Annotated in this window: 12 protein-coding genes; 4 read left to right on the top strand and 8 right to left on the bottom strand. The window is 56.2% G+C overall.

What is annotated here, in order from left to right; all coding sequences use genetic code 11:
* Window positions 1–3 precede the first annotated feature (3 nt).
* From IM265_RS18130 to IM265_RS18120, 3 genes are all read right to left on the bottom strand, one after another.
* Entirely contained in the window at window positions 4–1,653 is a 1,650-nt protein-coding gene (locus tag IM265_RS18130) for an alpha,alpha-trehalase (protein WP_028014741.1), read from the bottom strand.
* 183 nt (window positions 1,654–1,836) lie between these two features.
* Entirely contained in the window at window positions 1,837–3,189 is a 1,353-nt protein-coding gene (gorA, locus tag IM265_RS18125; RefSeq protein WP_069733657.1) for a glutathione-disulfide reductase, read from the bottom strand.
* Between the two features lie 71 nt (window positions 3,190–3,260).
* Window positions 3,261–4,103 (bottom strand): 23S rRNA (adenine(2030)-N(6))-methyltransferase RlmJ, encoded by an 843-nt coding sequence (locus IM265_RS18120; RefSeq protein ID WP_046889498.1) that lies wholly within the window; start codon window positions 4,101–4,103, stop codon window positions 3,261–3,263.
* Window positions 4,104–4,282: 179 nt separating this feature from the next.
* Between IM265_RS18120 and prlC the strand changes: the two genes are divergently transcribed.
* Together prlC and rsmJ are read left to right on the top strand one after the other, a co-directional pair.
* On the top strand, window positions 4,283–6,325 hold the full coding sequence (prlC, locus tag IM265_RS18115) for an oligopeptidase A (RefSeq protein ID WP_047367223.1): 2,043 nt from the start codon (window positions 4,283–4,285) through the stop codon (window positions 6,323–6,325).
* Window positions 6,326–6,332: 7 nt separating this feature from the next.
* The gene (gene rsmJ, locus IM265_RS18110) at window positions 6,333–7,085 is read left to right on the top strand and encodes a 16S rRNA (guanine(1516)-N(2))-methyltransferase RsmJ (protein WP_045259400.1); all 753 of its coding nucleotides are present in this window, start codon (window positions 6,333–6,335) and stop codon (window positions 7,083–7,085) included.
* A 60-nt stretch (window positions 7,086–7,145) separates the two neighbouring features.
* On the opposite strand, the gene uspA is transcribed toward rsmJ, so the two are convergent.
* Window positions 7,146–7,583 (bottom strand): universal stress protein UspA, encoded by a 438-nt coding sequence (gene uspA, locus IM265_RS18105; RefSeq protein WP_003861223.1) that lies wholly within the window; start codon window positions 7,581–7,583, stop codon window positions 7,146–7,148.
* A gap of 283 nt (window positions 7,584–7,866) precedes the next feature.
* Here uspA and uspB point away from each other — a divergent pair, with 283 nt between their 5' ends.
* Window positions 7,867–8,202 (top strand): universal stress protein UspB, encoded by a 336-nt coding sequence (gene uspB / locus IM265_RS18100; protein ID WP_003861224.1) that lies wholly within the window; start codon window positions 7,867–7,869, stop codon window positions 8,200–8,202.
* Between the two features lie 43 nt (window positions 8,203–8,245).
* On the opposite strand, the gene IM265_RS18095 is transcribed toward uspB, so the two are convergent.
* The 3 genes from IM265_RS18095 to pitA all read right to left on the bottom strand — a co-directional run bounded on the left by IM265_RS18095 (window position 8,246) and on the right by pitA (window position 10,692).
* On the bottom strand, window positions 8,246–8,653 hold the full coding sequence (locus IM265_RS18095) for a hypothetical protein (RefSeq protein ID WP_136344116.1): 408 nt from the start codon (window positions 8,651–8,653) through the stop codon (window positions 8,246–8,248).
* A complete protein-coding gene (locus tag IM265_RS18090; protein WP_028014735.1) occupies window positions 8,631–9,020 on the bottom strand; it encodes a polymorphic toxin type 44 domain-containing protein in 390 nt (129 codons plus the stop codon). Before IM265_RS18090 ends, IM265_RS18095 begins: the two co-directional genes overlap by 23 nt.
* Window positions 9,021–9,192: 172 nt before the next feature.
* Complete coding sequence (gene pitA, locus IM265_RS18085; protein WP_028014734.1) at window positions 9,193–10,692, bottom strand: inorganic phosphate transporter PitA; 1,500 nt, start codon at window positions 10,690–10,692, stop codon at window positions 9,193–9,195.
* Window positions 10,693–10,920: 228 nt separating this feature from the next.
* On the opposite strand from pitA, the gene IM265_RS18080 reads away from it, so the two are divergent.
* On the top strand, window positions 10,921–12,117 hold the full coding sequence (locus tag IM265_RS18080) for an NAD(P)/FAD-dependent oxidoreductase (RefSeq protein ID WP_193031710.1): 1,197 nt from the start codon (window positions 10,921–10,923) through the stop codon (window positions 12,115–12,117).
* A 53-nt stretch (window positions 12,118–12,170) separates the two neighbouring features.
* On the opposite strand, the gene IM265_RS18075 is transcribed toward IM265_RS18080, so the two are convergent.
* The gene (locus tag IM265_RS18075; RefSeq protein WP_193031708.1) at window positions 12,171–13,994 is read right to left on the bottom strand and encodes an integrin alpha; all 1,824 of its coding nucleotides are present in this window, start codon (window positions 13,992–13,994) and stop codon (window positions 12,171–12,173) included.
* Window positions 13,995–14,023: the final 29 nt, after the last annotated feature.

The raw sequence follows: 14,023 nt of genomic DNA, 5'->3' as shown, positions 1-14,023 counted from the left end.
CTCTCAAGGCTCCCCATACAACCCAATCAACCGTCGCACCACGCCGTTCGTCCAGCCGAAGCCATCCTGTAGCGGATACTCCCCGCCGCCCCCTTCGCGCGGCGTACTGCTGGCGATGTGGTACTTCTCAATCAGCTTGTGGTGCGTCTTGTAGAAGTGATTCACCGTATGCAGCCAGCTCCAGGCGATTTCATCCCCCAGCGAGTCGTTGCCGTACTGCTTGAACCCCTGGATCGCCATCCACTGCAACGGCGCCCAGCCATTGGGTTTATCCCACTGCTCGCCGGTTTCGTACTCGGTTGCCAGAATCCCACCCGGCGTCAGCAGACGCGCTTTAACCGCGTCAGATAAACGTTCTGCCTGCTCGTGCGTCGCCATTCCAACATACAGCGGCACAATGCTGGCGGCAGAAAACAGCGCCATCTGCTCGCGTCGCCAGTCGTAATCGCGGTAACAGCCACTCTCCTCGTCCCACAGATAGCGGTTCACCGCCGCGCGGCGATCGGTGGCCTTCTGGCGGAACAGCTCGGCCGTCTCTTTATCCCCTTTCGACGCCGAGATATTGGCAATCGCGCTCTCCAGCTTAAACAGGAAGGCGTTCAAATCGATGGGGATAAACTGCGTCGTGCGAATGCTGGCGAGCCGTGCCGGATCGCGAAGCCAGCGGGAGGAGTAATCCCAGCCAGACGCTGCACCCGCACGCAGATCGCGATAGACCTCATTCGGCGGACGACCCGAGTGGCGGGCGGTTTCCACGTCCTCAATCCACGATTCGTCGCGCGGGGTGTCACGGTCGTCCCAGTAGCGGTTCAGCAGCGAGCCGTCCGGCATGCGCACCGCGCTGCGGTAGGCCTGATTAAGCAGGAGCGACTCCGCGCCGTCCATCCAGAAGGCGTGCTCCATTTTGAGGTGGTCGAGGTAGCGCTTCGCGCCGCGCACGCCGTCCTCTTCAAACAGCTCCACCATCAGGGCAAAGACTGGCGGCTGCGAGCGGCTGAGATAATAGGTGCGGTTGCCGTTAGGGATATGGCCGTAGCGTTCGATCAGCCACGCGAAGTTATCCGCCATGCACTTCAGCAGATCGTTACGGCCGCTCTCCGCCAGCCCCAGCATGGAGAAGTACGAATCCCAGTAATAGGTCTCGCTGAATCGCCCGCCGGGCACGATATAGGCCTGCGGCAGCGCCAACAGGGACGACCAGGGAATATGGTCCTGCGGTTCGCGCGTCAGGACGGGCCACAGGCTATCAATGTGCTCTTTCAGCGACAGTCCGGGGTCGGAGACATATTCCGTGCTGTAGGTTTCAGGCAGCCAGAAGTGGTTCTCCACGAACTGGCGCAGGTCGAAATCCCGGTGCCGTCTGACCTTACGGTAGCGGATCAGAATATCCAGCGGATCCATCTTCGGCGCGCAGTCGGGGAAGGTTTTGCTGTCCGCAAACAGCCGCGTCGACTGGACGTGCTCGAACAGTTCAAGGTAGCGATCGGCGGGCGTCAGGGCATCGGAGGCGGGTAGCCCCTCGATCATTTCGGGTTCCGGCTCCGCCTCAATCATCTCATCCAGTTTTAACTCGCAGGGATCGGTCTCGTAGCGCAGCTCTTCTGCAATCTCGAATTCGATGTTCTCGGTAGCCTGTAGTTTCTGGTTGAACATGGTGATAGGGACCTCCGGTTGTGTGTTCTGAAGACAGGTTTCTCCGGGCGTCCTATAAGCGTAGACATTCGCTTCGGTAGATGTGGAGGGATATGTGCGGTAGATCACTCTTTTCGGAGCATTCGTTTTGCAACGATTTATGTATGTGAATAAAAAAAGCCCCTCCGGAGAGGGGCTTCTGCATTATCGCATGGTGACAAACTCTTCCGCCGCCGTTGGGTGGATAGCCACGGTGTTGTCGAAGTCTTTCTTGGTCGCACCCATCTTCAGCGCCACCGCAAAGCCCTGCAGGATCTCATCCATGCCGAAGCCGATGCCGTGGATACCGACAATCTTCTCTTCCGGGCCCACGCAGACCAGCTTCATGCGGCACGGCTGACGGTGAGAGGTGACGGCGGTATACATCGCGGTGAACGCGGATTTATACACTTTCACCTGGTCATCGCCGTACTGCTCGCGCGCCTGCGGCTCGGTTAAGCCGACGGTGCCGATTGGCGGGTGGCTAAAGACCACGGTCGGGATGTTGCTGTAGTCCAGATGCTCGTCCGGCTTGTTGTTGAACAGACGCTCGGAGAGACGACGGCCCGCCGCAACGGCCACCGGCGTCAGTTCAACCGCACCGGTGTTATCACCGACGGCGTAAATGCCTGGTACGCTGGTGTTCTGGAACTTATCGACGACGATGTAGCCTTTTTCGTCGGTTTTCACGCCGGTCACCGCCAGGTTAAAGCTGTCGTTCGCCGGTTCACGGCCAATCGCCCAGATCAGGCAATCAACGGTCTGGCTGCGGCCATCTTCCAGCTCAAGGGTCAGGCTGCCGTCCGCGTTTTTAACGACCGCTTTAGGCACGGCGTTGGTGTGCAGGGTTGGGCCTTCGGTGTTCATCACTTCAACCAGCGTATCGACGATCAGCGGGTCAAAGCTGCGCAGCGGTGCGTGTTTACGCACGAACAGGTGCGCTTCTGCACCCAGGCCGTTAATCACGCCAGCCAGCTCAACCGCGATGTAACCTGCGCCCACAATGGCCACGCGATCAGGCAGAGCAGGCAGCTCGAAGAAGCCGTCGGAGTCGATACCGTATTCCGCGCCCGGAATATTCGGGTGGCTCGGGCGGCCGCCGGTGGCGATCAGGATATGATCGGCGGTGATCGTCTCGCCGTTCACTTCGATCGTTTTCGCGTCCACAAAGCGGGCGAAGCCGTGAATCACGTCGACGTTATTTTTGCCCAGCACGTTGTCGTACGAGGTGTGAATGCGGTCGATGTAGGCGGTACGGCTGGCGATCAGCTTGTCCCAGTCGAAATTGTTGATGGTGGTGTCAAAGCCGTAGTCCGGACCGTACATATGGATCGCTTCACGGATTTGCGCCGCGTGCCACATCACCTTTTTCGGTACACAACCCACGTTCACGCAGGTGCCGCCCAGCGCTTTGGCTTCAATCAGCGCACATTTCTGGCCGTACATGGCCGCGCGGTTGATGGAGGCGATGCCGCCGCTGCCGCCGCCGATGGCGATGTAGTCATAATGCTTAGTCATAGCTTTTGTCCTTAATCGTGAATTGCCGCGATTGTATACCTGAAATCAATAGTTTCCACCGATGGCTGCAATTACTCCGGCACGATCCAGCTGACGGTGGCGTGGCCCGTTCCGGCTGGCACCAGCGTTTTGTGCAGCCACGGCAGCACGTTGTTCATCTGCGCTTCCAGCTTCCACGGCGGGTTAATGACGATCATGCCGGAAGCGGTCATGCCGCGCTGGTCGCTGTCCGGGCGTACCGCCAGCTCAATCTGCAGGATTTTACGAATGCCGGTTGCCTCCAGATCTTTGATCATGCGCTTAATCTGCGCGCGCAGCACCACCGGGTACCACAGGGCATAGGTTCCGGTCGCAAAACGTTTGTAGCCTTCGTTGATGCCGGTCACCACCGCCTGATAGTCGGTTTTGATTTCGTACGGTGGGTCGATCAGCACCAGGCCGCGACGGGAAACCGGCGGCAGCTTGGCTTTCAGCTGCTGGTAGCCGTCGGCTTTGTCGACGCGGGCGCGGCTGTCTTTCTGAAATTCCGAACGCAGCAGCGGGAAATCGCTCGGGTGCAGTTCGGTCAGCTGGAGGCTGTCCTGCTCGCGCAGTAGCTGGCGGGCAATCAGCGGTGAGCCAGGGTAGTAGCGCAGCTGGCCGTTGCGGTTGAAGTGATTCACCACGCCAATGTAAGGCTCCAGCTCGGCGGGCAGGTCGTCCTGCTGCCAGATGCGGGCGATGCCCTCAAGGTATTCGCCGGTACGCTCGGCATGCTCGCCGCTCAGCTGATAACGGCCCGCGCCCGCATGGGTGTCCAGATAGAGAAACGGCTTCTCTTTCTCTTTAAGCGATTCAATGATCAGGCTCTGAACGGTGTGTTTGAGGACGTCGGCATGGTTGCCAGCGTGGAAGCTGTGGCGATAACTGAGCATGGGTAATGGTATTCCGCTGAATTGACGATTTGCCACAGTTTACAGCAGAACGGCACAGATTACCCGCAGGCCCGGTAAGCGCAGCTATTGAAATCCTCTACACTTAACCCCATTACTGAAAACAATATGCACAGCGCCGGATGCGCGCTTCATTCACCTATTTCAACAGGACAGCGTTTATGACCAATCCATTACTGACGCCTTTTTCGTTGCCACCGTTTTCTAAAATCCTCCCTGAGCATGTGGTTCCAGCCGTTACCCAGTCGCTGGACAACTGCCGCGCGGCGGTAGAAAGCGTGGTTGCGCAGGGCGCGCCGTACACCTGGGAGAATCTGTGTCAGCCGCTGGCCGAAGTGGACGACGTGCTGGGGCGTATCTTCTCTCCGGTAAGCCACCTGAACTCAGTGAAAAACAGCCCGGAGCTGCGTGAAGCCTACGAACAAACCCTGCCGCTGCTCTCTGAGTACAGCACCTGGGTCGGCCAGCACGAAGGGCTGTACAAAGCCTACCGCGACCTGCGCGACGGCGACCATTATGCCGAACTGAACACGGCGCAGAAAAAATCGGTTGATAACGCCCTGCGTGATTTCGAACTGTCCGGTATCGGTCTGCCAAAAGAGAAGCAGGTTCGCTACGGTGAAATCGCTGCGCGCCTGTCCGAACTGGGCAACCAGTACAGCAATAACGTCCTTGACGCCACCATGGGCTGGACGAAGCTGATTACCGACGAAGCAGAGCTGGCGGGTATGCCGGAAAGCGCACTGGCGGCGGCGAAAGCCCAGGCCGAAGCGAAAGAGCAGGAAGGCTTCCTGTTAACGCTGGATATCCCGAGCTATCTGCCGGTGATGACCTACTGCGACAACCAGGCCCTGCGTGAAGAGATGTACCGCGCCTACAGCACCCGCGCCTCCGATCAGGGGCCGAATGCCGGTAAGTGGGACAACAGCCCGGTCATGGCGGAAATCCTCGCCCTCCGTCACGAGCTGGCTCAGTTGCTGGGCTTCGACAGCTACGCGGATAAATCCCTCGCCACCAAAATGGCCGAAAACCCGCAGCAGGTGCTCGACTTCCTGACCGACTTGGCCAAACGTGCTCGTCCTCAGGGTGAGAAAGAGCTGGCCCAGCTGCGCGCCTTCGCGAAAGCGGAGTTCGGCGTGGACGAGCTGCAGCCGTGGGATATCGCGTACTACAGCGAAAAACAGAAGCAGCACCTCTACAGCATCAGCGACGAGCAGCTGCGCCCGTACTTCCCGGAAAACAAAGCCGTCAACGGCCTGTTTGAAGTGGTGAAACGCATTTACGGCATTACCGCTAAAGAGCGTACTGATATTGACGTCTGGCATCCGGACGTACGCTTCTTTGAGCTGTATGACGAGAAAAACGAGCTGCGCGGTAGCTTCTATCTGGATCTTTACGCGCGTGAAAACAAGCGCGGCGGGGCGTGGATGGACGACTGCGTGGGCCAGATGCGTAAAGCCGACGGTTCCCTGCAAAAACCGGTCGCCTATCTGACCTGTAACTTCAACCGTCCGGTAAGCGGCAAACCTGCGCTGTTCACCCACGACGAAGTGATCACCCTGTTCCACGAGTTCGGTCACGGTCTGCACCACATGCTGACCCGCATCGAAACCGCCGGCGTCGCCGGTATCAGCGGGGTGCCATGGGATGCGGTCGAGCTGCCAAGCCAGTTTATGGAAAACTGGTGCTGGGAACCGGACGCGCTGGCGTTTATCTCCGGCCACTACGAGACCGGCGAACCGCTGCCGAAAGAGCTGCTGGATAAAATGCTGGCGGCGAAGAACTACCAGGCGGCGATGTTCATTCTGCGTCAGCTGGAGTTCGGCCTGTTCGATTTCCGCCTGCACGCCGAGTTCAGCCCGGAGCAGGGGGCGAAAATCCTCGAAACGCTGGCCGAGATTAAAAAACAGGTTGCCGTTATTCCAGGGCCAACCTGGGGCCGATTCCCGCACGCGTTCAGCCACATTTTCGCGGGCGGCTACGCGGCGGGCTATTACAGCTACCTGTGGGCCGACGTGCTGGCGGCGGATGCCTTCTCTCGCTTCGAGGAAGAGGGGATCTTCAACCGCGAAACCGGCCAGTCGTTCCTTGACAACATCCTGACCCGCGGCGGTTCTGAAGAGCCAATGGTGCTGTTCAAACGCTTCCGTGGCCGCGAGCCGCAGCTGGATGCGATGCTTGAGCATTACGGGATCAAAGGCTGATTGTTACGTGAAGATCTGCTTAGTGGATGAAACGGGCGCCGGAGACGGCGCCTTATCTGTTCTGGCGGCCCGCTGGGGGCTGGAGCACGATGAAGAGAACCTGATGGCGCTGGTAATGACGTCAGCACATCTCGAATTACGCAAGCGCGATGAACCGAAGCTCGGCGGGATTTTTGTCGACTTCGTTGGCGGCGCGATGGCGCACCGGCGTAAGTTCGGCGGCGGTCGCGGCGAAGCGGTGGCCAAAGCGGTCGGCATTAAGGGGAGCTATCTCCCGGACGTGGTGGACGCCACGGCGGGGCTGGGACGCGATGCGTTTGTGCTGGCGTCGGTGGGCTGTCATGTGCGAATGTTGGAGCGTAATCCGGTTGTCGCCGCGCTGCTCGACGACGGGCTGACGCGAGGCTATGCGGACCCGGAAATCGGCCCGTGGCTGCAGGAGCGTTTGCAGCTTATCCACGCGTCAAGCCTGACGGCGCTGACGGACATCACCCCGCGTCCGCAGGTGGTCTACCTCGACCCGATGTTCCCGCATAAGCAGAAAAGCGCGCTGGTGAAGAAAGAGATGCGGGTATTTCAGTCGCTGGTGGGGCCGGATTTAGACGCAGATGGCCTGCTGGAGCCGGCTCGTCAGCTCGCGACGAAGCGGGTAGTGGTGAAGCGCCCGGACTACGCGCCGCCGCTGGCGGACGTTGCGACTACTAACGCGGTGACCACGAAAGGGCATCGGTTTGATATTTATTCGGGGACGCCAGAATAAAAAAAGCCGGGTGGCGGCTTCGCCTTACCCGGCCTACTTTCAGTGCCGCTTTTTTTGCACTTACTCGTCTTCTTCGTCGCGCAGCGGAACAATCAGCATGTCCACGTGAACGGTGTTAATCAGCTGGCGTGCTGAAGACATCAGCTTGCTCCAGAAGTCCTGATGGTGACCGCATACCACCAGATCCATATCGTATTTCTTAATCGCATCAACCAGCACCTGACCCAGGTCGCCACTGCCGCTCAGGGTTTCGGTGATCGGATAGCCCGCGTTGGTGGAGAGCTCGCTCAGCGCGTGATGCGTTTCTTCAGAGATGCGTTTCTGCATATCGCCCAGATTGACGTCGATCAGACCGGTGTAGAGGTCGGAGTAATTCACATCAACGTGAATCAGGGAGACTTTCGCGTTGTAGGGACGTGCCATAGATACCGCTTTATCAACCAGCACTTTGCTCTCCGGGGAGAGATCTACCGCGATAAGAATGTGTTTGTAAGCCATAGTGTTACTCCTTCCTTAAGTTATCGATGACTAAATGGGAAAGCCGTCGTCTGATGCTTTCATTACGGCCCAGTTAAACATATTTTTCAAGCTTTGGTGTTGATAACGATTAACCTTGTGGCAAAAAAATTAACGGATCTCCTACACTATTTAATGAGCCGTTCGGATATTAAAACGCGAACCGGATCGACTTTTAGTCATTCTTTCACTGAACTGTCTGTCAGGGCATTGGGGTGCGGTAGCTCAGGAGCCTTGCTTCGTGGGCGGACGCCGGGGAGGATGTATGATTAGCACCGTCGCATTGTTTTGGGCGTTATGCGTAGTTTGCATAGTGAATATGGCGCGCTACTTCTCATCGTTACGTGCGCTGTTAGTGGTACTTCGTGGTTGCGATCCGTTGCTGTATCAGTATGTGGACGGTGGAGGGTTCTTCACCTCGCATGGACAGCCCAGCAAGCAGATGCGTCTGGTGGGGTATATCTACTACCAGCGCTACCGCGATCATCACGATGAAGAGTTTATCCGTCGCTGCGAGCGTCTGCGCCGTCAGTTCATTTTAACCAGCGCCCTGTGTGGGCTGGTCGTGGTCAGTATGATTGCGTTGATGATTTGGCACTGAGTACCACAACAGGCGGGGATAACCCCGCCTGCTTTCCTCTGGTTCAGGGCTTCACTGAGAACTGCAGATTGGAGATATTGGTCTCAATCGAAATAACCTTCCCGCTATAGGCGATATTAACGTGTCCGTTTGTATCAATGCTGGCCGCCGTGATTGTACCCGTACCTTCAATGACAGGATGCTTCATTGCCAACTGATGGATAATGTCGGTGTCTTTCCCTGTTATCTTTTCCGAGAGATAGTAACGGTAGATTGTGGGTACGGTGGCGCCACCCTGATTGTTCACGGTCATATAGAGCCAGACGCTGTCAGATAATTTATAAACGCGTTGAAGTTTATCGTCCTCTTGCTGGTTGGGCTGGTGGTTGAGCCAGACAAATCCAATGACCAGAGCCAGAAGCGAAACAGTAACAAGGCGATGAATCCATTTAGTAGCCGTTTTGAATGGCATACGCTATTCCTTCTCTGATATTGCGTTGGTCCGTTGGATCGTCCCCGTAAGGCGGCTTTTCGTGCCATTTTCCCCATTCAGGTTTTGACGTGCCAGCACGGCCTTGAGCCCAACCAGCGCCCATAAGAAGGATGTTTGCAGGTATGCCTGCTGCAGTTCCGGCGGCTCCGAAGTTGAAATTACCAAATGCAGCAAAATAAGGGTCGAATTTTTTGTAATCCCAGGGACCACCATTTCGGACTTTTTGGTAGAACCAGTAATACGTTGAGGGAGTGGCCATGTTACGCGACATGCCATGGAGACGTGCTTCACGCATATTATTTGCTATAACTATTGAGCCAGGTCCTGAAATTGGGACAGAAGCCATACATTCTCCTTTGCCTGGTTTTTCTTCTGGCCGTCATCATAGTGTTATTTTCGCAACTCTTTTGAGCAAAAAATGTTCAGAAAATCCTAATGTTATAAACTGTTGGATTGCAAATAACAGCCATAAAAAAGCGGGTCAGTTTCCTGACCCGCTTTTTGTCGCCTTCAGCCAATTAAATCAGCTTCAGCGAAATCCAGTACAACCCGCCTGACAGCAGGATAGAAGCCGGAAGGGTAAACACCCAGGCCATCAGAATGTTGGTCACGGTTTTGCGCTGCAGACCGCCGCCGTCAACAATCATGGTACCTGCCACGGACGAGGAGAGTACGTGGGTGGTGGATACCGGCATACCGGTGTAGCTCGCCAGACCGATAGACACTGCCGCCGTCATCTGCGCGGACATACCCTGCGCATAGGTCATGCCTTTCTTACCGATCTTCTCGCCGATGGTGGTCGCCACACGACGCCAGCCAATCATCGTACCGATACCCAATGCCAGCGCGACGGCCATGATGATCCAGATTGGCGCGTACTCAATGGTATTGAGCATATCGCTTTTCAGTTTCTTCAGCAGACGCTTGTCGTCACCATTCACCTCTGGCAGCTTCGCGACTTTATCGGTCACGTCGGAGATACAGAGCATGATACGACGCAGCTGACCACGCTGTTCAACGGCCAGTTTATCGTAGCTTTCGATGTTGCCCAGCATACCTTTGGCACGTTCCAGCGCGTTAATCGCGTTAGCCGGATGGCAGTGGAATTCGCCAGGCGCGGTGGTGGCACCGGCTTCCGGAGAAGGGATCAGCTGGTCAACGCCGGTCGCTTTTTTCAGCAGCTCAGGGTGCTGCTGGAAATAGGTTTCAACGTTGTTGACCGCATCACGGGTACGGGTGATTTCGTAACCCGAGGCGTTCATATTCACCACGAAGCCCGCCGGTGCGACACCGATCAGAACCAGCATCACCAGACCAATGCCTTTCTGCCCGTCGTTCGCGCCATGAGAGAAGGCCACGCCGATAGCGGAAATGATCAGGGCGATACGCGTCCAGAATGGCGGCTTTTTCTTACCGTCTTTCTTCTCACGCTCTGCTGGCGTCAGGTGGATACGCGCACGTTTCTTCGTGTTGCTCCAGTAGCGACGCAGGATGAAAATCAATCCACCCGCAACCACCAGACCCACGATAGGGGAGACGATGAGAGAAGCGAAAATGCCCAGTACTTTAGGCAGATTCAGCGCATCAACAACCGATGTCCCGGTCATCAGGGCGTTGGTTAACCCGATACCGATAATCGCGCCGATGAGGGTGTGAGAGCTGGATGCAGGCAGGCCAAAATACCAGGTACCGAGGTTCCAGATAATGGCAGCAAGCAGCATTGAGAACACCATGGCGAGGCCATGACCGGAACTCACGTTAAGCAGCAGATCCGTTGGCAGCATATGCACGATCGCATACGCAACGCTCAGTCCGCCCAGGAGGACACCAAAAAAGTTAAATACCGCCGCCATAACAACCGCAAGCTGCGATCGCATTGCGCGAGTGTAGATAACCGTTGCTACTGCGTTTGCAGTGTCGTGGAAGCCGTTGATCGCTTCGTAAAACAGTACAAAAACCAGAGCAAGCAATAGTAAAAGCCCGGTATGTAAATCCAGGCCGGCAAACAAATGTAGCATAGGACGTTACGCCATTTTGAGGACATGAACGCGGCGCATTATCCAGGACAAATGCGCAACGGGCAAAGTGAAATATAGACTTTTTTTGACATACCACCTGATTTGGGAAAAGTGCCTGAAAGGATAATCGTTAAATTTCAATGGAATGGCTTTGTAATATCTTTTTACGCTGGTGTGACCACAGAGGAAACTTTACAATCCGCGGCAGTTAACGAAGAGGGTTTTGACGTGGAAAGGTTTGATGCCGTGGTTATTGGCGCCGGTGCGGCGGGTATGTTTTGTGCGGCGATGGCCGGACAGGCGGGTCGTCGCGTGCTGTTGCTGGACAACGGAAAAAAGCCAGGCCGCAAGATCCTGATGTCAGGCGGCGGGCGTTGCAACTTCACCAATCTTTATGTCGAACCCGCGGCCTATTTGAGCCAGAACCGCCATTTTTGCAAATCTGCGCTGGCGCGTTACACCCAGTGGGACTTTATCGACCTGGTGGGTAAGCATGGCATCGCGTGGCATGAAAAGACGCTCGGGCAACTGTTCTGCGACGACTCCGCGCAGCAGATTGTCGATATGCTGGTGGCCGAGTGCGAGAAGGGCGGCGTGGTCACGCGCCTGCGCACCGAGGTGTTGGAGGTGGCCCGCGACGAGCAGGGGTACACGCTGCAGCTGAACGGTGACACCGTCAGCGCCGATAACCTGGTGATCGCCAGCGGCGGCCTCTCGATGCCCGGGCTGGGCGCGTCACCGTTCGGCTACAAGATTGCCGAGCAGTTTGGCCTGAAGGTGCTGCCAACCCGCGCCGGGCTGGTGCCGTTCACGCTGCATAAGCCGCTGCTGGAGCAGCTACAGACGCTGTCCGGTGTCTCTGTTCCCTCCGTCATTACCGCCGAAGACGGGACGGTGTTCCGCGAAAACCTGCTCTTTACCCACCGTGGTCTCTCCGGCCCGGCGGTCCTGCAAATCTCCAGCTACTGGCAGCCGGGGGAATTTGTCTCGGTGAATCTGCTGCCGGACAGCGATCTGGACGCGTTCCTCAACGAACAGCGCGCCGCGCACCCGAATCAGAGCCTGAAAAATACCCTGGCGATGCAGCTGCCGAAGCGTCTGGTGGAGTGTTTGCAGGGGCTGGGGCAGATCCCCGACGTGTCGCTCAAGCAGCTTAACAGCCGCGAGCAGGATACGCTGGTGGATACGCTGACGAACTGGCGCGTTCAGCCAAACGGTACCGAGGGGTATCGCACGGCGGAAGTGACGCTGGGCGGCGTTGATACGAATGAGCTTTCTTCACGCACGATGGAAGCGCGCAACGTACCGGGGCTCTACTTTATTGGCGAAGTAATGGACGTAACCGGCTGGCTCGGCGGGTACAATTTCCAGTGGGCGTGGTCGAGCGCCTGGGCGTGCGCGCAGGCGCTGCAAAATGCGCAATAAATTGCCGGGGAGTCTCCTCCCCGGCGGTGTTGCCCATTCAGATGATGTAAGCATTAATCCGGTATAGCGTAATCCGCAATGCGGAAGGTGACCTTACCTGTCCAGGTGTTATCACGGTAAGAACCAATGGCGAGACTGTCCTGAGTGAAGCCATTGAAGCTCCCGGCCGCAATGGACGCGCCGAATTTTTCATACTGATTTTTACCCCAGTAGACTTTCGCAACGCCTTCTCTCACCAGCGTATTAATATTGATCATGCCTTCTTCATCGTCAGCGTAGTCATCCAGGCTTTTACCGCCGTTGATGACATACACGGCGCCCACCTGCGTGCCGCTGCCGTTTACCGCATTCGGATCGCCAATCACCAGATCCTTTTTACCGTCGCCATTCAAGTCCACATTACCGAGAATGCTGTTCCCGAACCCTGCCAGCTTGCTGCCAGGCCTGTCGGCGTAAATAGCATAGCCATCGTGTACGCTAAATGTTTTGTTGTAGTTCAGCCGGGTGTGCGCCGCATCGAGGAACAGAGACGATGGCAGCTTACTGCCGTCGGCCTTACCTTTAATAATCCAGACCAGCCCGGAACGTTTTTTATCAATACCCATGTCGGCAGGGGCGCTAATCGCAAAAGCGTTAGCGTGAGCATTCAGAAAGTTACCTAATGGCGTAATGGTGCCGTTATTGGGCTTATCCTGCGTATACGCGCTATGATCGTTACTTCCTTCACCTCCGCCGGACTGACCACCCAGGAAAGCCGCCCCCATACCGTGAATGCGGGTTGCCTGCGTCGAGTTTAGCGAGGCGATGTCGAGATTCCCCTGGTTGAAGCTGCTGCCGTAGACGAGATAGGCCGTGCCGCGTCCATCAGTGCCGCTGTTCTCTGATTTACGGCCTTCATTGACCGATTCCGGGTCGACGATCAGGTAATCACTGAAGCCGTCGCCGTTAATATCCCCGACATCGCTGATCTGCTGCCCAAGGTTGTAGTTAAGGGGTTTATCCGGACCGTTGGTGGCGGTCATTTGCGGACGAATATAGGCACCGGTCGCGGCAGGGATCTCCCAGTCGCCCAGGTTGTTGCGCTTAATATCAATGTTCTGCCACTGATCGCCTGGCTTTTGAGCGCCGTAGATAATGATGGCGCCGCCGCGTCCGCCCGTGCCTTCGATATCGCCGATAGCAAGATCGACCATCTTGTTAGCCACTGCAGAATTTTTATATTTAGTTGGGCCTACCGCGGCGCCAAACCAGCCGCCGGTATTCGCATTGCCTGAAGAATTCACCGTACGGATGCGAATACCCAGGCGAGCGTCGCCGTTGTCGATATCATTGAGGTCAATCTGATTAGAAAGACGCGCGCCGGTACGGTGATGCGGTCCGCCCCAGATAATATAGACCTGATCATGCCAGTGGGAGGCGATGACTAAATCATCATATCCATCGCCGTTAATATCACCTATTTTACGTACCGCGACGCCCATCCATTTTGTCGTCACTGAGCCAGGCTTATTCGCTTTATTGCTGTGGATAATTTTAAGCGCGTTTTGCGGATCGAATTCACCTACGTTATTGACTTGCTGCATGGGTTTCCCACCGGAAGTCCCGAAAATGACGTACGCGATCCCTTTTGCGCCATCCCCCCAGGGAGCCGTAATGACAATATCTTCACCCGCGATATGCGAACCATTGTCCTTATCGGAAAACTTACCGATCGTGGTCATCGTCATACCGAAATAGTCTTTTTGTTTTTCACCCTTAATAGATACAGGGACAGAATAAGGCTCGATATCGCTGGCGATAACCTGTGATGCCGTGATGCCAGTACCTGATAAAGCTGCAACGCAAAGCGCTACACGCGTTTTCGTTTTGAGTTTCATAGTATATATCCTTATACAAATCCATTTTT

This window comes from Enterobacter cloacae complex sp. P17RS (assembly GCF_014895885.1).
In the GTDB taxonomy this organism is placed as follows: domain Bacteria; phylum Pseudomonadota; class Gammaproteobacteria; order Enterobacterales; family Enterobacteriaceae; genus Enterobacter; species Enterobacter bugandensis.
Note: the sequence above shows the minus strand (reverse complement) of the source record. Positions and strands in the feature narration are given on the sequence as shown.